This is a genomic window from Halomonas sp. IOP_6 (genome assembly GCF_021151565.1).
Lineage (GTDB): Bacteria > Pseudomonadota > Gammaproteobacteria > Pseudomonadales > Halomonadaceae > Vreelandella > Vreelandella alkaliphila.
On sequence record NZ_JAIRBO010000007.1, the window covers coordinates 1 to 19,721 of the forward strand.

The 19,721-nt window shown below is 55.6% G+C and carries 17 protein-coding genes; 12 read left to right on the forward strand and 5 right to left on the reverse strand.

Annotated elements, in window-relative coordinates:
* Window positions 1-292: 292 nt before the first annotated feature.
* From K7H08_RS13450 to K7H08_RS13465, 4 genes are all read left to right on the forward strand, one after another.
* On the forward strand, window positions 293-1,105 hold the full coding sequence (locus K7H08_RS13450; RefSeq protein WP_231658237.1) for an ABC transporter ATP-binding protein: 813 nt from the start codon (window positions 293-295) through the stop codon (window positions 1,103-1,105).
* Window positions 1,106-1,960: an ABC transporter ATP-binding protein gene (locus K7H08_RS13455; protein ID WP_231658238.1), complete on the forward strand. Its 855-nt coding sequence runs from the start codon at window positions 1,106-1,108 to the stop codon at window positions 1,958-1,960.
* A 71-nt stretch (window positions 1,961-2,031) separates the two neighbouring features.
* Window positions 2,032-3,546, forward strand: coding sequence for an ABC transporter substrate-binding protein (locus tag K7H08_RS13460; protein ID WP_231658239.1), 1,515 nt, complete (start codon window positions 2,032-2,034; stop codon window positions 3,544-3,546).
* 13 nt (window positions 3,547-3,559) lie between these two features.
* Window positions 3,560-5,323 carry an ABC transporter permease subunit gene (locus K7H08_RS13465; protein ID WP_231658240.1) on the forward strand — a complete coding sequence of 588 codons (1,764 nt, stop codon included), beginning with the start codon at window positions 3,560-3,562 and terminating at the stop codon, window positions 5,321-5,323.
* 94 nt (window positions 5,324-5,417) lie between these two features.
* On the opposite strand, the gene bfr is transcribed toward K7H08_RS13465, so the two are convergent.
* The 5 genes from bfr to lptF all read right to left on the reverse strand — a co-directional run bounded on the left by bfr (window position 5,418) and on the right by lptF (window position 9,105).
* Window positions 5,418-5,903, reverse strand: coding sequence for a bacterioferritin (gene bfr / locus K7H08_RS13470; RefSeq protein ID WP_231658241.1), 486 nt, complete (start codon window positions 5,901-5,903; stop codon window positions 5,418-5,420).
* 154 nt (window positions 5,904-6,057) lie between these two features.
* Window positions 6,058-6,264, reverse strand: coding sequence for a (2Fe-2S)-binding protein (locus tag K7H08_RS13475; RefSeq protein WP_083001105.1), 207 nt, complete (start codon window positions 6,262-6,264; stop codon window positions 6,058-6,060).
* A 158-nt stretch (window positions 6,265-6,422) separates the two neighbouring features.
* Window positions 6,423-6,827 carry an RDD family protein gene (locus tag K7H08_RS13480; protein WP_231658335.1) on the reverse strand — a complete coding sequence of 135 codons (405 nt, stop codon included), beginning with the start codon at window positions 6,825-6,827 and terminating at the stop codon, window positions 6,423-6,425.
* Window positions 6,828-6,945: 118 nt separating this feature from the next.
* Complete coding sequence (gene lptG / locus K7H08_RS13485; RefSeq protein ID WP_038481292.1) at window positions 6,946-8,010, reverse strand: LPS export ABC transporter permease LptG; 1,065 nt, start codon at window positions 8,008-8,010, stop codon at window positions 6,946-6,948.
* Between the two features lie 15 nt (window positions 8,011-8,025).
* Complete coding sequence (lptF, locus tag K7H08_RS13490) at window positions 8,026-9,105, reverse strand: LPS export ABC transporter permease LptF (protein ID WP_231658242.1); 1,080 nt, start codon at window positions 9,103-9,105, stop codon at window positions 8,026-8,028.
* Between the two features lie 162 nt (window positions 9,106-9,267).
* On the opposite strand from lptF, the gene K7H08_RS13495 reads away from it, so the two are divergent.
* The 8 genes from K7H08_RS13495 to K7H08_RS13530 all read left to right on the forward strand — a co-directional run bounded on the left by K7H08_RS13495 (window position 9,268) and on the right by K7H08_RS13530 (window position 19,656).
* Complete coding sequence (locus K7H08_RS13495; RefSeq protein WP_231658243.1) at window positions 9,268-10,788, forward strand: leucyl aminopeptidase; 1,521 nt, start codon at window positions 9,268-9,270, stop codon at window positions 10,786-10,788.
* Window positions 10,789-10,940: 152 nt separating this feature from the next.
* On the forward strand, window positions 10,941-12,062 hold the full coding sequence (locus tag K7H08_RS13500; protein WP_231658244.1) for a branched-chain amino acid aminotransferase: 1,122 nt from the start codon (window positions 10,941-10,943) through the stop codon (window positions 12,060-12,062).
* Between the two features lie 102 nt (window positions 12,063-12,164).
* Window positions 12,165-12,596: a DNA polymerase III subunit chi gene (locus K7H08_RS13505; RefSeq protein ID WP_083001094.1), complete on the forward strand. Its 432-nt coding sequence runs from the start codon at window positions 12,165-12,167 to the stop codon at window positions 12,594-12,596.
* 81 nt (window positions 12,597-12,677) lie between these two features.
* The gene (locus K7H08_RS13510; RefSeq protein ID WP_231658245.1) at window positions 12,678-13,889 is read left to right on the forward strand and encodes an MFS transporter; all 1,212 of its coding nucleotides are present in this window, start codon (window positions 12,678-12,680) and stop codon (window positions 13,887-13,889) included.
* 58 nt (window positions 13,890-13,947) lie between these two features.
* A complete protein-coding gene (locus K7H08_RS13515) occupies window positions 13,948-14,727 on the forward strand; it encodes a SapC family protein (RefSeq protein WP_231658246.1) in 780 nt (259 codons plus the stop codon).
* 36 nt (window positions 14,728-14,763) lie between these two features.
* Window positions 14,764-16,218 carry a TolC family protein gene (locus K7H08_RS13520; RefSeq protein WP_038481276.1) on the forward strand — a complete coding sequence of 485 codons (1,455 nt, stop codon included), beginning with the start codon at window positions 14,764-14,766 and terminating at the stop codon, window positions 16,216-16,218.
* Entirely contained in the window at window positions 16,205-18,343 is a 2,139-nt protein-coding gene (locus K7H08_RS13525) for a type I secretion system permease/ATPase (protein ID WP_038481273.1), read from the forward strand. The genes K7H08_RS13520 and K7H08_RS13525 overlap by 14 nt, the downstream gene beginning before the upstream one ends.
* Entirely contained in the window at window positions 18,340-19,656 is a 1,317-nt protein-coding gene (locus tag K7H08_RS13530) for an HlyD family type I secretion periplasmic adaptor subunit (RefSeq protein WP_231658247.1), read from the forward strand. The genes K7H08_RS13525 and K7H08_RS13530 overlap by 4 nt, the downstream gene beginning before the upstream one ends.
* The last annotated feature ends 65 nt before the right edge of the window (window positions 19,657-19,721 follow it).

The following is a 19,721-nucleotide window of genomic DNA, read 5'->3' on the forward strand; positions in this document are numbered from 1 at the left end:
ATGAGTCTGTCGAGATTTATAACGGTCAGCGGCCACACCTAGCGCTGAAATACAAAACGCCCAATGCAGTGCACTGGGCGTTTGAGATGAAATAAGTGTCAATCTATTTTAGGACTAGACAGTCTCTTAACTTAATTTCGACCACTTTTAGACTAGCTGTTTTGACTAGTTGTTTTAACCACTGAAACACGCTTTTTAGACGCAGCATTAGCGCATAGATTGATGCCCAACCAACCAATGTTATATCATAACTAAAATATCTTATTGAGCGGCATAGCAAACGATGGTGTCAATGTGCAGCGACCCAGTGTTATCCGTGCGTGATCTGCGCATCAAAATCGGCCAGCTACAGGTTGTTGATGGACTCTCGTTTGATGTCATGCCCGGCGAGCGTGTTTGCCTCTTGGGCGCTTCTGGCTCAGGCAAATCGTTCACAGCTAAAGCAGTGCTCGGCTTGCTGCCACCCAATGCTAGAACTCAGGGAAGCATACGTATTCAAGGCCAAGAGGCGATTGCAACACCTGCCACACAGCGGCCGAAAAACTCACGGGTGTCGATGGTGTTTCAGGATTCGCTCTCGGCACTTAATCCCTTAGTTTCTATCGGTTCCCAGCTGCGAGAACCCTTTTTGCGCCACCATGGCCTATCGCGCTCTGCCGCGAATGACGCCACAGTGGCACTACTCGCGTCACTGGACCTTCCAGACCCTCAACGGTTAATCAAGCGCACGCCAGCAGAGCTTTCTGGTGGGCAACGCCAACGGGTCTGTATTGCCTTGGCTATGGCTTGTAAAACGTCGCTAATGGTTGCCGATGAACCTACGACTGCGTTGGACGTCGTCACTCAAGCCCAGGTACTGCGCGCCTTACATCAACATACCGACAGCTCAGCATCTGCGCTGCTATTCATTACTCATGATCTACACGCGGCAGCACAGCTATGCCAGCGGGCAGTCATTATTGAACGGGGCATGATGATCGAAAGCGGTGAGTTAGACACCCTAATCACCTCCCCGCAGCACCCATTCACTCAAGCGCTCGTAGCGGCGGCGCATAATGTGCAACCGCCTGAAGTAGTCCCAACTGACTATTTGAAGAGTGCCTAAATGCAGAGCCATCCACTTTTCAAGTGCCAGGAAGCCTTCCTCTCAGCAAACGGGCTCTATAAAAGCGTCTCGTTACCCCGCACTGTTTTTTGGCGGGCGGGTGAACGCAAACAAGTCATGAATAACATCAACCTGACGCTTTATCCGGGTGAACGGGTGGGGCTAGTAGGTTTGTCAGGATCGGGGAAAACGACATTACTGCGCTCGCTGTTAGCGATTGAAGCGCCCGATACTGGTTCGATTACTTGTCTGCATAAAACGGTACGTCCCGCCTCCACGGCCAAGCTTAGATGGTACCGTCGGGCTGTTCAGTATATTCCCCAAGACCCCGGCGCCTCCCTTGATCCTCGCATGAGTGTTCGAGCGCTAGTGGCCGAGCCATTAATAAGGCTGAACGTTGATTGCGCCCCGGGAGAACGTGCCAGAGAAGCGCTGGAGCTAGTTGGCTTGGATGCACGTTCTTTGAACCGATTGCCTCATGAGCTTTCCGGCGGCCAGGCTCAACGGGTCGCCATTGCCCGTGCGATTGCTACGCGTCCACGCTTTTTGCTCGCCGATGAGCCACTGAGCGGCCTAGATCTACCGGTGCGCGCGCAGGTGATTAGTGTGCTGAAAAAGCTATGCGATGAAAGCGGCACAGGGCTATTGATGGTGTCCCATGATTTATCGGTGGTCACCCAATTGTGCCAACGCACGCTGGTCATGGATGACGGCAAAATAGTTGAAGACCGTTCAACGGCAGCGCTTTGGCGCACACCCCATCACCCGACTACGCGCTCGCTAATCAATGCCGTTGCGCAACTACCTACTTGTGCGCATCCAAACTGCAATGCAGCTGAGTTAGAAGCACTTTAATAACGTATCTGTGACTTTTTTATTTTTTCTACGCATTTTTCCTGCCCGTCACTTCAACCGGAGTTGTTACGATGTTACCCCGTCCGCTGCGCCTTTCCCTGCCCATTGCCCTTGCCGCCCCGTTACTGCTTGCCGGTTGTTTTGATGAACAGCGTGACACCACACCTTCAGAGGCTGGTGAACGAATCAGCCTAGCGATGCTGCAGCCACCTCGCTCGGGATTAACGCCACTTTCCGATGATGCTTTCAAACTGTCGCGCTGGAGCACGGCGGAAACGCTCATTCGGTTGGATGCCAGCAGCGACCCACTGCCCTTTCTAGCCACCGAGTGGGAGCAACTCGATGGCCATACATGGCGGTTTGTGATTCGCGATGGAGTCACCTTTCATGATGGCACGACACTGACAGTTAGCGACGTAGTGAACGCTCTCACTGCGGCCACCCAGGCCGCCCCGAAACCACGCATTTTAGATGGCGTGAACATGGCCATCGAAGCCGATGGTGATAATGCGGTGATTGTGCGCACCGATACCAATGACCCGCTGATTCCCAATCGCCTTTCAAGCCCCCAGCTAGCGATTTTAGCCGCCAGCGCCTATGGCGAGGATGGCCGGGTTAACCCCATCAAAGCAGGTACCGGCCCGTTCGTATTAACAGAGATCAACAGTACTAGCAGCGCACATCTAGACCGCTTTGATGACTACTGGGGCGAGCCCGCCAAAGTGGCCGGTATTGATGCTGATTATGTCCCCGACGGCACCGCTCGGGCGGCAGCCTTAAGAACCGGTGTGGCCGATGTGGTTGAAGCGATTCCGGTGTCTCAGGTGGCGCTGCTTGACCCTGAGTTAGTCCACGAAGTGCCCATGCCACGCACCAATACGCTTTACCTGAATACCGAATCAGGCCCAATGACCGACCCCGGCCTGCGCGCAGCCGTTCGTGAAGCAATAAACCGCTCCGCTATTGTAAATACCGTTTACGAAGGGCGCGCGGATATCGCTGAAGGGTTACTCGGCCCGGCACTAGCGTGGGCAAGCGACTACCGCACCCCGCTTGAAGATCGCACTGCACCCACCGAGCCAAACGGCACTGACATCACCCTGGCGACTTTTACTGACCGCGCCGAGTTGCCCGAAGTGGCTGTACTGCTTGAACAGCAGCTGACCCGTGCGGGCTTTAACGTGAACCAAGAAGTGCGTGAGTACGCGCATATAGAAGCAGACGCCTTAGCCGGTGAGTTTGACGCCTTTATTCTTTCGCGTGCCACCGTCCTCGATTCAGGCGACCCGGTGGCCTATATGTTCAGCGACTTCGCTTGTGCGGGCTCTTTCAACATCGCCCAGCTATGTGACCCCGCCGTCGATGAAGCGTTAGCCAATGCCGCCATGCTGCCCACCGGAAATGAGCGTCGTCAGGCAATTAGCGAGGCGGAAGCGGCTATTTTACGCACCGATGCGGCTATTCCGATGCTCCACGAGCGCGTTATTCAGGGCGAGTCGGCGCGGGTCTCTAACGCCGAGCGTGACCCCCGCGAACGTGCGCTGATCACTGAACAGACAACCATCGACGCCGACAGTGACTCCTAAGGGTACGCCACGCATGACAACCGCAATACCGCTGCGCCTATGGCGCAGCTTGCGTATCACGCCCTTTATTCCGCTGCTCTCACGTTTGGTTACACTAGCCAGCGTGGTGGTGCTGGTGGGACTACTGCCGTGGTTATCCGGCCGGGACCCTGCACTGAGCATTTTGCGGGCACGCTCTGCCGAGCAGGAAGCCACCCCCGAAGCCTTAGCAGCCATTCGTGCTCAGTTAGGCTTGGATCTTGGCCCCTTCGAGAAGCTACAGAGCTGGCTGGTGGGCCTGCTGCATGGCGATGCAGGCAATTCCTGGATCTCCGGCGCACCCGTGCTACCGGGTATGTTAAAAAGCGCCCAGGTATCACTTACGCTAATGACCTTTGGCATGCTGGTAGCGGTGGTTACCACTACGCTGATCTGCATCCCCGTGGTACGGCGTGGTTTGCGAGGTCAGGTCAGCCGCTCTTCCGGCGCGATTGGCGCAGCATTGACGGCCCTGCCTGAGTTTCTACTCGCCTCACTACTCCTAGTGGTGTTTGCGGCATGGCTAAACTGGCTACCGCCTTACGGTTGGCGAGGTTTTAGTTATGCCCTATTGCCCGCCTTTGCGCTTGGCCTTCCGGCAGGCGGTCTGTTGGGCCGCTTGTTTAGCGATGGCCTTGCGGCCACCTTCAGCGAGCGCTGGGTCGCTACCTGGAACGTAGCAGGCTTTTCACGCTGCCGAATTGTCATGGCCGCACTACGACGCACCTTGCCCAGCCTGATGCCTCAGGTCGGCATGGTGATGGTGGGGCTGACGGGAGGAGCCATTGCCGTCGAACAGGTATTCTCTATTCCAGGCCTGGGTCGAGCAACGCTTGGCGCAGCATCGGCCCAGGACCTTCCCGCGCTACAAACCGGCATTCTGATTCTGCTGATTATCGCCATTATATTAGGCAGCTTGGCCAATATTGGTCGCGTGCTGTTACTGGGCCGTGCTTTTCAGCTTGGGGCTCTGCCCGTGGCGCATAGCGAACAAAATATCCAACGTAGGGCATGGGTCGTGCCCGCCATCGCGATGCTGCTGCTCTTTGTGCTAATCGTAGCGGGGATGGGGCGTGACCCGTTTAGCTCCGCGTTTATGCGCTTAGAGTCACCAAGCTTTGCGTTACCATTAGGCGCCGACGGCACTGGGCGCGATATTTTGGCGCGAGTAGCTCACGGAGCGCTGTCCACCATGGGCATGGCAACGGTCGTCGTATTCTTTTCGCTAGTCATAGGGCTACTGATTGGACTAGCCCCCAAGCTAGCCACTGGCCCTATTGAAATCACCAAGGCAACGCCACCCACCATTGCGGGGTTGATTGTCGCGGGGCTAATAGGGCCAAGTGCTAGCGGCGCGATCATTGCGGTAACAGCCGTCGCTTGGGCTCCGCTTGCAGCGCACACAGCGGCACTGGTGGCGGAAGTGAAAGCCCAGCCCCACGTTCGCATTACGCCGATGCTAGGCGTGGGGCATTTACGCTTAATGAGCCGCTACATCTTGCCGGCGGTGCTTGGCCCCGTGTTTCGCCACGCCATGCTGCGCCTACCCGGCGTGGCGCTGGCCTTGGCGGCACTTGGCTTTCTCGGCCTGGGCCCCCGCCCGCCTTCGCCGGAGTGGGGGCTGATCCTTGCCGAAGGCATGCCCTATATTGAGCGAGCCCCCTGGGCAGTGCTGATTCCGGCGCTAGCACTGATTTTGCTATCGGTACTGGCGGTGTCACTTTCAAGTATTGTGGGCTTGCGCAAGCTACCTCGCTAAGATCATCAAGCGCAAAAATAGAAGACGTAAACAGCCCCAAACAAAACGGGCAGCCATTTGGCTGCCCGTTTTGCTTTAATCCAGTTAAGCGGTGTTACTCTTCGTCAGTCGCCAACTGCATATGTTTTTGCAGGTAGTTCTGGATACCCACTTTATCGATCAGACCAAGCTGCGTTTCGATATGGTCGATATGGCTTTCTTCATCGGCAAGCAGGTCGCGCAGTAGATCACGAGTCACGTAATCTTTAACGCTTTCACAATAGGTAATCGCTTCGATGTAGTCGTTGCGGCCGTCATGCTCGATTTTCAAATCACTTTCGAGCATTTCTTTTACATTTTCGCCGATATGCAGCTTACCTAGATCTTGAAGATTAGGAATGCCTTCAAGGAACAAAATACGCTCAATTAGCTTATCGGCGTGCTGCATCTCCTCAATGGACTCATCGTATTCCCACTTGGCAAGCTCTTTAAAGCCCCAGTCTTTGTACATTTTGGCATGCAAAAAATACTGGTTGATGGCTACCAGTTCATTGCCGAGGGCGATATTGAGATGCTGAATAATCTTGGGATCACCTTTCATGACGTCACCTTTCTTAGTGTGCGATTACGCTAACTAGAGAGTATAGGCCATAAATAGGCTTACTCCCAACGATGCTGGGAGTATATAGAAAATGACTAAAAACTCAAAAAAATCATATATTTGCTAACGATAAATTTAACAATAGTGATTCGCGTCACACAGCGTAAGCGAGACTCATATCCGCTTCGCAACGAGCCTCCTGAACCGCTTCGCGGGTTAGCGATTTAGCAAAACAAGCGCATTTTCCGCACTGGGTTCCGCAACCTGTGGCCTCGCGTACTTCTCGCCAGCTGCGCGCTCCATCGCTAACGTGCTGGCGAATCTGATGGTCGGTTACTCCCTTGCACACGCAAACGTACATGGCAACACCTCATAAAGATCATGAGATGAATGTAAATGATTCGCATACATCTTTTCAAGTAGAAATGGATGCTTTTTGGTATCCATTCATCTTAATAAAAATGAGCCATATGATAACGCCTTGTCATAGCAATATTTTTAGCAAAACAGGCGGTAAAATTATTTTTTCGGTAGCACCACGGTTTGCGTATTCGAGGCGATATCTGGCCAACTTCTGCGCTGCCGATCAAACAAAACCCACCAGTAACCAATGCCAAACGCGGCCAGGGACAGCCAGGCAGTCACACAGCGAATTAGGCTTTGCTTAAGAGTAATCGCATGACCATCGGTGGTTTGCACCCGCAGCCGCCACGCCTGCATCCCTAACGTCATGCCACCACGCCGCCACGAGTAGATAAAGAATAGCGTGACAAAGAACAGCAACATCAGCCTAAGGCTCCAGATATCAAACGGAGTTGTGCCTATCTCGTCAGCCTGCTGCCCCAACACAAAGCGAAAAAAAGCCAGATGAGCTACTGTCACCATGATCCAAATGGCTGTGACCAAAAATCCGTCGTACAGCATCGCGCCTAAACGGCGGCTTAACCCAGCAGGCCAGACGCTATCTAATTGGGTAAAGCGCCGGGGGCTCGTCACCTTGCTCGTCACTATGCTCATCCTCATTCACGTGTCGCCGCCGCAACTAGCCGTTGCGGTGTAAGAAATAAATACCTACCGCCGCACAGGCAAGAGTTGGCACCAACACCGCCCACACAGGCGAAAAACCAAAAATGGTTGATGCAGGTGCCAGCAAGTCTTGTACATACTTAAATACAAGGCCGGTCACCACGCCATAAAACACTCGCGTACCTGCGGCCACCGTGCGCAATGGGCCAAACACAAAGGAAGCGGCGATTAATACCAGTGACCCCATCGTTAGCGGCATCAGCACCTTTTGCCAGAAATAGAGCAGCGGTTGGTCAGCTTGGAGGTTTTGGCTTTGCAAAAAGTTGGCGTACGCCCACAGCTCACTAGGCGCTTGGCTCTCGATATCACGCAGCAAACGTTCCAATTGGGTGGGCGTTAACGCTGTATCCCAACCCGCGTGTTGCTGATACTCCGACTCTGTATGGTCATCAAAAATACGCGTAGTGGTAACATCTTCCAGCTGCCATGCCCCCTCTTCCCAATGCGCACGATTCGCATGGGTAGCCTCAATTAGCCGACGCTCATCAAAACGATAGCGTGTTAAATCCAGCACCACGTTATCCGCACGAATAGCGCCAAAGCGATACACGCTTTCTCCTTCAAACTGCCAACCACTTCGGCTAGTTAGCAGTGCCCCTTCCCCCTGGCGCTGCTCTAAACGCCATGCCTCGGCAAATTGCTCCGTACGGGGAGATACAAATTCGGCGACCAGCAGTACCACCACGACCACTAATAGCACCGGCTTCATGACACCCCAGACAATCCGCGCAAGCGATCGGCCAGCGGCACGCATGACGGTTAACTCGTTGCTGGATGCCATGCTCCCCATGCCAATCAGCGCGCCAATCAACACCGCCACCGGAGCGTATTGATAGAATCGCCAAGGCAGACGCATGCCCAGATAAATCAACACATCTAACGCGGTATAGTTACCTTGGGTGTCGCCTAAATCACCGATATAGGCGATGGTGATGTCCAAGCCAAGCAGGACGAACTGGACGACAATGATGGCCGCCAACACATTGCGGGCAATATAACGATCAAGACGATCAGCAAGCATGAATTAGCCCCTTCATTAGCGCATTCCTTTACGTTGCGAGTGCCATAGCAGCAGGCAGCCAAGCGCCAAGAACAGCCCGTGTACCGGCCAAACCCCCAGCGCAACTTCCAGCACGCCCTTACCGACCGCATCCACCGCGGCCAATAGCAGGCTTAAATAAGCGACGTAAAGAAAAACGGCAGGCAGTAGTTTGGCAAACCGCCCCTGACGAGGGTTTACTCTGGAAAGCGGCTGGGCTAGTAATGCCAAGACAAACACCATTAGCGGCAACCCCGCTCGCCACTGAAATTGCGCTTGGGCACGAGGACTGGGGTCGTTCCAAAGTTCAGTCGTGGTCGCGTACTCTAATGAATCCAGCTCTTGTCGATTCCGACTCAAGCCCAGGCGCAATGTGTAGCGCTCAAACGTTAACCGTTCGGCAGCTTGTTTACCTGGCGTTACACCATAGCGCTCGCCATCCTCCAGTACTAGAAAACGGCTGCCGGTTTCCAAACTGGTTTCTTGATAACCAGAACCTGCCCGGGTCACGTAGCTATGAGTCTTTTCCGCCCCAGCTACGGGCTGCTCATGAACCAGCACCTCCTGCATTTCAGTGCCATCGCTGCTGAAATCGCTGATGTAAGCGGTACGCCCTCCACCGAAATCCTGGAAACGCCCAGGTGCCAGTACTGACACATCCAATCGACTGCGCTGCTCTTCAAGCGCGGCCTCAGTTTGTAACGCGCCCGCAGGTGTTAGCCACAAACTACAAAGCCCCACCAGCACTGCCACGACCGAAGCAGGCAACAGCGTTACTCGCAACAGCCGCATAGGGCTCATACCACAAGCCACCATCACGGTAATTTCACTATTCATATAAAGCTGACCATAGGCCAGCAATATCCCCAGGAAAAAAGATAGCGGTAGAATCAGTTCCATAAATCCAGGCAGGTGAAAAACCATTAGGCTGCCTAAGATAGTGACCGGAATGTCGCCCTCTGCCGCATCAGAGAAATAGCGAATAAAACGGCTGCCCATGATGACCAGCAGCAAAATTCCAGCCACCGCTGACATCGTCAGTAATACTTCGCGAGTTAAGTACCGAAATAAAATCAACGCACTCTCCGGCTAGTAGCGCAGGTTGCAATGCAATGCGCCCATGGCTTGGGTACACTAATCAAACTGCTATCAAAAATTTGTTATCAAAAACCGATTATCAAAACCTAAGTAACGGGGCATTATCCCGAATCACTCGATGCTTGTCTTGTTGGAGACGTCATGGAATTTTCCGTTCAGACCGCGAACCCAGCCAAAGCCGAAACGGCTTGCCTCGTTTTGCCTGTCTTTAAAGGTAGCGACTTATTGCCCGCCGTCGCCAAATTAGATGACGCGAGCGAGAGGCTAATTGGCCAGTTGCTTGACCGTGGCGACTTTGATGCCTCGCTGGGCAATGTGCAGCTTGTCCCCTTTGCGCCGGGCTTAGGCGCCGAACGTTTATTGCTCGTTGGCTTGGGCGAACGTGCCAAATGCCAGGAAGCGGCGTTTATTAAAGCCTTAGACGCCGCCATGGCAGCGTTGACCAAACTGCCCATTGATGAAGCTAGTGCTACGTTTACAGACGTTCCTCTAGAAGATCGCGACACTGCTTGGAAAGCTCGTAAAACACTCGAAGCAGCTCAACGCGCTATTTATCGCTTTGACCAGTTCAAATCATCTCCCGCAAAAGCCCCCAGCCTGGCCAAGCTGAACCTGATTGTCAGCGATGCCGACGAAGCACCAATGGCCAAACAAGGGGCAACACTGGGCACTGCCATTGGCCAGGGTATCAACCTCACCCGCACCTTGGGTAACTTGCCGGGCAACGTCTGTACACCGCGCTATTTAGCCGAACAAGCCGAGCAGTTGGGCCGCGATTCCCAAGGCGCCCTCGAGGTTGAAATTTTAGATGAAGAGGCGCTGGAAGCGCTGGGTGCTGGTTCACTGCTTTCTGTTGGGCGCGGTAGTCAAGAACCAACACGCCTGATCGTGATGAAATACCAGGGGGCGGAAGATTCTGAAGAAGCGCCCCATGTGCTAGTGGGCAAAGGCATTACCTTCGATACCGGCGGTATTTCGTTGAAGCCCGGCGAAGGCATGGATGAAATGAAGTTCGACATGGGCGGTGCGGCGAGCGTATTCGGCACCGTAAAAGCAGTGCTCGCCATTAAGCCCAAGCTAAATGTGGTGTTTATTGTTGCTGCTGCTGAAAACATGCCTGACGGTGCGGCCACCAAACCCGGCGACATTATCAAAACCCTGAAAGGATTGACGGTTGAAGTGCTCAACACCGATGCCGAAGGCCGCTTGGTGCTGTGCGATGCGCTTACCTACGCAGAGCGTTTCACCCCGGCCAGCGTGGTTGATATTGCCACCCTGACCGGTGCTGTCATTATTGGCCTTGGCCACCACGCAACGGGCCTGCTTTCCAACGATGATGACCTGGCACTTGACCTGCTGGACGCTGGCGAAGCGGCTTGGGATCGTGCTTGGCATCTGCCGCTATGGGATGAATATCAGGAACAGCTAGATTCCAATTTTGCCGACTTGGCCAATATTGGTGGCCGCCCGGCAGGCACCATTACGGCAGCCTGTTTCCTATCGCGCTTTGCCAATCACTTCCCCTGGGCGCACCTGGATATTGCCGGTACCGCCTGGCACTCCGGCAAACAAAAAGGCGCTACCGGCCGCCCGGTTGGGCTGCTAACCCAGTACTTGCTTGATCGTGAGGCCGATGCACAAGTAGAAAATAGCGATGGTTAACATCACAATCAGACGATCAACGGTTGCCTTTCGTTGACGTAAACGTTACATCTAAGGGCATTAGCGTGCGTGCTGCTTTCAGGGCGCACGCTACACCATATAAACACTAACACTTGCCCTTCGGGGCCAGGCTATAGCGGAGAGAATACGCCGTGCCCACAGCTTCAGATACCCAACATGAATCACATTTTGAAATACTGCCGTCCAACCAACCGATGGCCGATGAGATTCGTGACAACATTCTGCAGAATCCAGGTTTTGGCAAGCATTTCACTGACCATATGGCCCACGTCCGCTGGACAGTCGACGCTGACTGGCACGGCCATCAAGTGCGTCCCTATGGTCCGTTAACCCTCGACCCAGCGGCCTCGGTGCTGCACTACGGTCAGGAGATTTTCGAAGGCATTAAAGCGTATCGCCATGCCGATGGCTCTATCTGGACGTTCCGCCCAGAGAAAAACGCCGAGCGTTTTCGCCGCAGCGCCCGCCGATTAGCGTTGCCGGAGCTTTCCGATGAAGATTTCATCGGTTCACTGAAAGCGTTGCTGTCCCAAGACCACACCTGGGTACCTACACCTTCCAGCGATGCCGACGAGTGCAGCCTCTACCTGCGTCCATTCATGATCGCTTCCGAAGCCTTCCTAGGCGTACGTCCTGCCCATGAAGTGGATTACTACGTGATCGCCTCACCGGCGGCGGCTTACTTCAAAGGCGGCATTGAGCCGGTGTCTATCTGGCTCTCTTCCCACTACAAGCGCGCAGCCCCTGGCGGCACCGGCTTTGCCAAGTGCGGCGGTAACTACGCAGCCTCTCTGGCAGCCCAGAAAGAAGCCGCCGCGAATGGCTGCAGCCAGGTAGCGTTCTTAGACGCCGCTGAAAACAAGTGGATTGAAGAGCTGGGCGGTATGAACCTGTTCTTCGTTTATAAAGATGGTCGCTTAGTGACACCCCGTCTCACCGACACCATCCTTGAAGGCGTTACCCGCAACTCAGTGCTTACCCTGGCAAAAGATGCGGGCCTAACACCGGAAGAGCGTCCCATCAGCATCGATGAATGGCGCGAAGGCGCTGCGTCTGGCGAGATTACCGAAGTGTTCGCCTGCGGCACAGCAGCGGTAATTACCCCAGTCGGCGAACTGGTCACTGAAAACGAGCGTATTCGTTTACAAGGCGATGGCAACAACGAAATTGCCAAGCGCATCCGTAAAACACTGCTTGATCTGCAATATGGCCGCAGTGAAGATAAATACGGCTGGCTCACCCGGTTGGTATAGATCAGTTGGTATAAAGCAACTGGTATAACCTAGCTCCCTACCGCCGCTAGCCGCGGTGGTAGGGACGGGTTTTGAAAAAAGCGGGAACCGCTGGAGCCTTTAATGGCACGTATCGATTTTTATATTCTTCCCGACACTACCCTGGAAGCGCGTCTGCAGTTTGCTTGCAAGCTAGCCGAAACTATTCACCGCAAAGGCTATCGGTTGCACCTGCACTGCGAAGATAAAGCCCTGGCCGAACAGGCCGACGAGGCCCTTTGGCAGTTCCGTGAAGATGCCTACCTCCCCCACGCATTGGAAGACAGCGATATGGCCGCCAGCGTGCCGATAACGCTAGGCTGGCAGCAACTCCCGGTGCCAACGCAAGAAACCGCTCTACTGAACTTGCACCCCGACATTCCCGACGGCGTGGAGCGCTACGCCCGCATTGCCGAAATTATCAATCAGCACCAACAAGTACTGGTCGCCAAACGTGCCTGCTGGCAACGCTATAAAGAAATGGGTCATGAAGTGGTGCCGCATAAGTTGGGGTAATCTTTCTACCATCTGGCCACTGATGCATAACCACTTACACTAGCGCCATACATAACAACAACTCAGCGGAAGAGTCACTCAATGCGCTTTCCCACTCGGCTTGCATCCATCCAATCTTCCCATGCTTTTTTAGCGCGCGCCCCGTTGGCGGTGATTGTCATTGCCCAGCTGTTTGGAACATCGCTCTGGTTCAGTGTTAACGGCGTTGGGCTGGCGCTTCAACAGGCTGTTGGCTTGAGTGAAAGCGACCTGGGGCTGCTCACCATTGCAGTGCAAGCAGGTTTTATTACCGGCACGCTGTTAATTGCCACCACCGGCCTTGCCGACCGCGTACGCGCCAGCCACTTGTTCGCTATCTCTGCGGTAGCAGGCGCGCTGATTAACGCCGCGTTTATTGGTGTCGCCGAGAGCGTCAGCTTAGCGGTAGCAGCACGCTTTTTGGTCGGGCTGTGTCTTGCCGGTATTTATCCGCTCGGTATGAAATTGGTGGTGAGCTGGACACCCAACAACGCAGGCTCGGCGCTGGGCTGGTTGGTCGGCATGCTGACACTGGGCATTGCCTCGCCCCACTTATTGCGCGGGCTAACGCTGCACTTGCCATGGCAATGGCCACTGTTGCTGTCCTCTGCCCTGGCACTGCTCGCCGCACTGATGATTTTTAAACTAGGCGTGGGTTCACACCTGCCTGCCACAGCCAGCGGCGGACGCCCCTGGGCAGGACTGGCTGCCTTCAGGCAAAAGAACTTTCGCGCCGCGGCGCTGGGCTACTTTGGTCACTGCTGGGAGCTATACGCCCTATGGGCGCTGGTGCCTTTTTTAGTTGCTAGAGAGCTGGAACGCCTAAGCGCAGCGCCGGGCCTTCAGCCATGGCTCAGCTTTGCGGTGATTGCGTTGGGCTTACCTGGCTGCGTTTGGGCTGGCCGCTGGAGCCGCCGAGTGGGCAGTGCGCGAGTGGCCGTTGTGGCGCTAGCGACCTCCGGCACGCTTTGTTTGCTCTATCCACTCTTAGGTGGCACTTCACCCTGGCTACTGCTAACCCTGTTAGGGATTTGGGGTATTAGCGTAATTGCCGATTCCGCGCAGTTTTCCGCGCTGGCGTCAGCCGCCGCCCCACCTGAGCGCCTCGGTGCAGCACTTGCCATGATGAATGCTATTGGCTTTGGCCTAACGATTCCTTCTATCGCTCTAGTCACTGCCCTATGGGCCAGCCAAGGTCCCTGGGTGATCTGGTGGCTCCTGCCTGGCCCAGTGCTTGGATTAATCGCCATGCGTGGGCTCTCTTCAAGTAAATGATTAACGCGTGTTCTTGGTAAGGTGGCCGCCCTAACACCGACACCACAAAGGTTTTCCTATGGCCCACACTGCCCACTGGGTGCCGCTTAACGTTAAGCACCACGGCGGTTTGATGTGGCAACGTTTTACTGCCTACCACTTTGCTCAGCACATTACCCAGGCAAGCCTAGCAGAGGGTGAATTACGTCATGCGGCCGCCAGCTTTCCTATTGGGTTTACCCAAACAGCATCAGGCTGGCAGGCCGTCGCACTACTGGGGCTGCGCGATGAGCAAAATCTCATCGTCGATAGCCAAGGGCGCTGGCGCGCGGCGTATGTGCCCGCCGCCCTGCGAAGCCACCCCTTCGGGCTGCATGCTGAATATCCTGAAAAGCTATGCATCGACCAACATTCACCCTTTGTGGTGGCGCGCCTGGATGCCGAGCCTTTCTTTAACCAACACGGCGAGCTAGCCAGCTTCCCCCAACAAGTACTGGCTTTTCTCCAGCAGCGGGAAGCAGGTTGCCAGCGAGTTGCACAGCAGCTTGATGCATTGGCCAATGCCAAGCTGCTCACGCCTTGGCAGCCAGAAAGCTATCAAGGCAGCGCGCCGCTATATCAAATTGATGAGCCCGCTTGGAAGGCGCTATCCGCTGAACAAATGGGGCTTTTCTGGCAATTGGGTGCCGTTCCTTTAGTGTACGCTCAGCTCATATCCCAACGGCAGCTTGGCGTACTTCGCAGCCTCCTTCAGCGGCCGACAACATCGCCGCCAGAAGCAAACGCTTCCCGCCCCCTTTCCGAGTGGCAAGAAGCGTTTAGCAGCGAAGAACGCTATCAATGGCCGGATCCCTCTTAATTGGGTGCCAAGCACCGACGTTATTCAGGAACGTGAATGTCTTTTAATGTTGATACGCGGCCACGCAAACGGCTATTACTAAGCAGCGTGGCCGCTGCGTTTTTGCTGGCAAGTCCATTACTGGCCGCTCAAACGGCGCTTGATGAACCGCTTCCTGAGGCTGCGCCACTGCCCGCCTCATCGCTGGAAGGCCCGGCATTTTCGCCGGAACTAACGCAACTATTAACGCGCTTTCGCTGGCAAACGGGTCAGCCAATGGAAGCCACCCCTGCGCTAGGTGCGCTACGCCAAAAAATCCAACAGGCGCTAGAGCAACAGCCTCGAATTCTGGCACAACGCTCGCGTGAGCGTGAGTCGGTGCTGCAAATTGACGAAGTGCGCGCCGTGCGTCGCCCTCAGGTAAACGCTGGGCTTGAGTACCGTAACGACTTGCAGCGCACTGAATCACTGCCCGACCGCGGCTCACGTGTTGACGCGGTCATTACGCTCAGCCAGCTGTTGGTAGATTTTGGCGCCAGCGGCGAACGCATCCGCGCGGCCGACCTTAGCGCTGAAGCGGCTTACTGGCAGTCCCACGCCAGTGTCGAAGAAGAAGTCCTCTACGCCTTGAATGCCTACTTGGATGTTGCCCGTGTTAGCGCTCAGCGCCAGCTAGCTGAGCACAATCTGCAGCAGCATCAGCGCATTTTTGAAGACGTTCAACTTCGCCGCGAGGCAGGCGCCGGTTCGCGAGCCGATGTACTGCGTGCCCAGAGCCGCTTAAGCGACGCCAACTCGCGGCTAATCTCTTTAGAAGGTGAGTTAGCCAGGGCGATTAACGTCTACCAAGAAGCGTTCTTTACCCAGCCCGACGAGCTGGCCTTGCCCCAAGGCGGGGCGCTACTAAGCGAGACCAGCGCCGACCAACTGCTGGATAACGCCCTTGCACGTAACGCCTCGCTGCGTAGCCAAACCCTGGCCAGCGAGGCCAGCGAAGCCGACGCTCAAGCTACCCGTAACGCCCGCTTGCCTAGCCTGAGCGTAGCCGTGGAAGGTCGTCAATTCGATGTGAATGAGTTCAACGAATCGGATAATGACGTGGCGCTGCTATTTAATCTTGATTACACGCCCTATAGCGGCGGCGCGACCTCATCGCGCATTGCCCAAGCGGTTGAACGTCAGCAGCAGAGCCAATTTGAACGCCAAGCCTTGCATCGCGAGCTGGAGCGGGAAGTGCGCTCTGCCTATACCGACACGCGCACCCGCCTAGCGGAGCTTGAAGCGCAAACCGCCACGCTTGCCGCTGAAGAAGAAGCGCTACTGGCCTACCGCGATCAGTTCGCCGTAGGAAGAAGCAGCATTAACGATTTGTTGGACGCCCAGCGGGATCTGTTCCAAACCGCGCTAGAGCTGATTAATCGCCGTGTGCGCTGGGAGCAAGCTAGCTTTCAACAGCTCGCGGTAACCGGGCAGCTACTCGATGTGATGGAGATTTACCTTGAACGCCGCTAATCCCCACACGGATGCCCTTGAGCAATGCCTGACCTTTGTGGCGGCTCGGCTTGAGCTGCCGGTCTCAGAAGCTGCTATACGCGCCCAACGGGTAGGCGCAAACACCCCGCTCACCCCCGACGGCTTTATTGATGCTGCCGAGCGTCACGGCATGGTCGCGGCGCTGGGTGAACATGCGCTGGCAACGCTAGGTAACTCGCTGCTGCCAGCGGTCGCGCTGCTAAAAAACGGGCGCGCCGTGGTGATCATTGAGCGCATTGATGATGAGCGTTTTGCGCTGTTCGATCCGGCATTAGGCAAACAGCCGGTCGAAACCGCGTTAAGTGCCCTTCAAGCAGAGTACATCGGCCATCTGATTGCAGTGCGTGCCCGCTACCGGCCGGTAACGCTGAATAGCGAGCCAGCCATACAAGGCGGCCACTGGTTTTGGAGCGCACTCTCGTCTAATCGTTGGGTGTACACCCAAGTGGTGATTGCCGCTGCGCTAACCAACTTCCTTGGGCTAGCCACCTCACTGTTTATTATGGTGGTTTACGACCGCGTATTGCCCAACGAGGCCATTGAATCGCTCGTCGCGCTAACCGTGGGTGTGAGCATCGCATTGCTGTTTGATTTTGCGGTAAAAACGTTGCGCCAACTGTTTATTGAACGGGCGGGACAAGAAGCTGACCTGCGCATGGGCAGGCGCATTTTTGACCATGTGCTCAACCTACAAATGAGTGCCAAGCGGGGCTCTACCGGTGGGTTTGCCAATACCCTGCGAGAATTTGAGTCGCTGCGCGATTTCTTCGCCTCAGCATCGCTGGTAGCCCTCGTCGATTTGCCGTTTATTTTCCTGTTTATCGGCGTGATTTATCTGATTGGGGGCCCACTCTTTATGGTGCCGCTGATTGCCGTGCCGTTGGTACTGCTGATTGGCCTGGCGGTGCAGCCATTTCTTAAACGCCTTTCCGGCCAAGCCTTTGAAGAGAGCCGTTCCAAGCAGGGCGTGCTGATTGAAGCGGTAGCCGGGCTGGAAACCATTAAAGCCAGTGGCGCTGCGCCAATGATTCGTCAGCGCTGGGAAGAGAGCGTTCAGCAGCAATCTAACGTGGGTCGTAAAGGCCGTGCTATTCAACAGTTTGCTCTTAATGCCACCGCGTTCGCCCAGCAGGCCGCTCAGGTGAGTATTGTGGTGTATGGGGTGTTTTTAGTCGGCGACGGAGTGATTTCCATGGGCGCAATGATTGCCTGTGTGATTCTCACCGGACGGGCACTCGCGCCGCTGGCGCAGCTGGCTCAAACCATGACCCGCATTAACCAAGCCCGCACCTCTTACCGTGCGCTCGACCAACTAATGAATATGCCTTCCGAGCGCCCCGCTGGCCGTCACTACTTAAGCCGCTCTTCTCTGGAAGGCAAAATCAGCCTGCAAGATGTGAGCTTCCGCTACCCAGAGCAAACCACTGCGGCACTGGCCAATATCAACCTGACCATCGAGCCTGGAGAAAAAGTTGCGCTGTTGGGCCGTGTGGGCTCTGGGAAAAGCACCCTAGCGCGGCTACTGCTCGGCATTTACCCGCCCGAAAAAGGCGCGGTACTGGTAGACGACACCGATATTCGCCAAATTGACCCTGCGGATTTACGTCACAATATTGGTAGCGTGTTGCAGGAAGCGTGGCTGTTTTCTGGCACCGTTCGCCAGAATATTGCGATTGGTGCCCACCACCCTACCGATGAACAAATTCTCCAGGCCGCCAAACTGGCCGGTGCCCACGACTTTATCGCTCGCCACCCCCAGGGCTACGACATGCCTATTGGTGAGCGCGGCGAAGGGCTTTCCGGTGGCCAGCGACAACTTATCTGCCTTGCCCGCGCGCTGCTGGGTGCCCCGCCGATGCTACTGATGGATGAGCCGACCAGCGCAATGGATATTCAAACCGAAAAAGAGGTGATCTCACGGCTAAAAGCCGCTAGCCAGTCGCAAACTCTGGTCGTCGTAACGCACCGTACCAGCCTACTAGCACTGGTTGATCGGGTGATTATTGTTGATCAAGGGAAGATTATTGCCGATGGCCCCAAGACCCAGGTGATGCGCCCCGTTGAAGCAGCACCTCACCGCGCGCGTGAAGGAGCAGCATTGTGAGCAGCCCGACGTCCCAGCTTGATTTTGAACACTTTGTTCGCCACGGCCGCGCCAAGCGCCCGATTGGCAGCAGCTTACTCCTGCTCACCATTATTGGCTTTTTACTGATTGGCTTCTTGTGGGCTTATCTCACGGAGGTGGACGAAGTGACCCGAGGGCAAGGCAAAGTCGTGCCCTCGCGCAGCCTGCAAGTAGTAGAAAGCCTGGAAGGCGGCGTGGTGACCGAGATTAACGTACGCCGTGGGGATACGGTCGAACAAGGCGACACGCTGATGGTGCTTAGTGGCGGCACGCTGGAAGGTGACTACGAAGAGAGTTTACAGCGCCTGCGTTCGTTACAACTGCGCTTGCAACGCCTGGAAGCCGAAATCAACCAAACGCCGCTGGCACTCGATGATGCACTCAGCCAAGGCGCACCTAGTGTGGCTGCGAGCGAAACCCGTCTGTTTCATGGGCGGCAGTTGGAGCTAAGCGCCGAACTTCAAGTATTAGAACAGCAGGGCTATCAGCGCAGTCAGGAGAAAGCTGAGCTCGAAGCCGCGTTAAGCACCGCCCGTTCCGGCGTACAGCTGGCCGAACGAGAGCTGGCCATCATTCAGCCACTGGCTCAGCGCGGTATTGAACCAGAAACCTCGCTGCTGCGAGTGCGTCAATCACTCAACGAGCTGCGCGGCGAGGTAGCCCGTCAACAAAGTGCCGTTGCCCGCGCTGAATCTTCCATCGCTGAAATTGAAGACCGCAAAGCAGCCGCTCGCAATGCCTTTGAAGCCGATGCACTCACTCAGTTGGCCGAAGCGACCTCACAGGTCGCAGAGCTACAAAAGACGCTTCCCGGCCGAGCAGACCAGGTGGCACGCACCACCATCCGCTCGCCAGTCGCGGGGGTCGTGAATCAAGTGCATATTAGCACCGTAGGTGGCGTAGCAGGCTCCGGTGAGCCGCTGGTAGAAGTCGTTCCTGCCGATGACGCCTTGGTCGTAGAGGCGCATATTCGCCCCTCGGATATCGCCTTCCTCTACCCCGGCCAGCCAGTAAAGGTAAAACTAACGGCCTACGACTTTGCCCGTTACGGCGGCCTGGATGGCGAGCTGGTCACTATTGGCGCCGACGCTGTTCAGATGCCCGAAAGCGGTGAGTTGATGTACCCCGTTGAGGTGCGCACCGACGGCTATCTCTTCGACGCTGACAATGAACCGCTGACCATAATTCCTGGTATGGTGGCGGAAATCGATATTCTCAGCGGTAAGCGCAGCGTATTGGACTATCTCATGGAGCCCGTGGTGAAAGTACGCGACCGCGCCCTACGCGATTAACCGCTGTGCGGTTTCATCAACGCCCCTGACGCCAGGGGGTCGTTCGCGGTATACTTGCCACCATT

Bases quoted from the DNA above. Each gene is read 5' to 3' on its own strand.
- K7H08_RS13475 (WP_083001105.1), bottom strand. From the start codon at position 6,264: ATGTACGTTTGCGTGTGCAAGGGAGTAACCGACCATCAGATTCGCCAG.
- K7H08_RS13515 (WP_231658246.1), top strand. From the start codon at position 13,948: ATGGCCCACACTGCCCACTGGGTGCCGCTTAACGTTAAGCACCACGGC.
- K7H08_RS13460 (WP_231658239.1), top strand. From the start codon at position 2,032: ATGTTACCCCGTCCGCTGCGCCTTTCCCTGCCCATTGCCCTTGCCGCC.
- K7H08_RS13455 (WP_231658238.1), top strand. From the start codon at position 1,106: ATGCAGAGCCATCCACTTTTCAAGTGCCAGGAAGCCTTCCTCTCAGCA.
- lptG (WP_038481292.1), bottom strand. From the start codon at position 8,010: ATGCTTGCTGATCGTCTTGATCGTTATATTGCCCGCAATGTGTTGGCG.
- K7H08_RS13465 (WP_231658240.1), top strand. From the start codon at position 3,560: ATGACAACCGCAATACCGCTGCGCCTATGGCGCAGCTTGCGTATCACG.
- K7H08_RS13495 (WP_231658243.1), top strand. From the start codon at position 9,268: ATGGAATTTTCCGTTCAGACCGCGAACCCAGCCAAAGCCGAAACGGCT.
- K7H08_RS13510 (WP_231658245.1), top strand. From the start codon at position 12,678: ATGCGCTTTCCCACTCGGCTTGCATCCATCCAATCTTCCCATGCTTTT.
- K7H08_RS13520 (WP_038481276.1), top strand. From the start codon at position 14,764: ATGTCTTTTAATGTTGATACGCGGCCACGCAAACGGCTATTACTAAGC.
- K7H08_RS13505 (WP_083001094.1), top strand. From the start codon at position 12,165: ATGGCACGTATCGATTTTTATATTCTTCCCGACACTACCCTGGAAGCG.
- K7H08_RS13480 (WP_231658335.1), bottom strand. From the start codon at position 6,827: ATGCTGTACGACGGATTTTTGGTCACAGCCATTTGGATCATGGTGACA.
- K7H08_RS13450 (WP_231658237.1), top strand. From the start codon at position 293: ATGTGCAGCGACCCAGTGTTATCCGTGCGTGATCTGCGCATCAAAATC.
- bfr (WP_231658241.1), bottom strand. From the start codon at position 5,903: ATGAAAGGTGATCCCAAGATTATTCAGCATCTCAATATCGCCCTCGGC.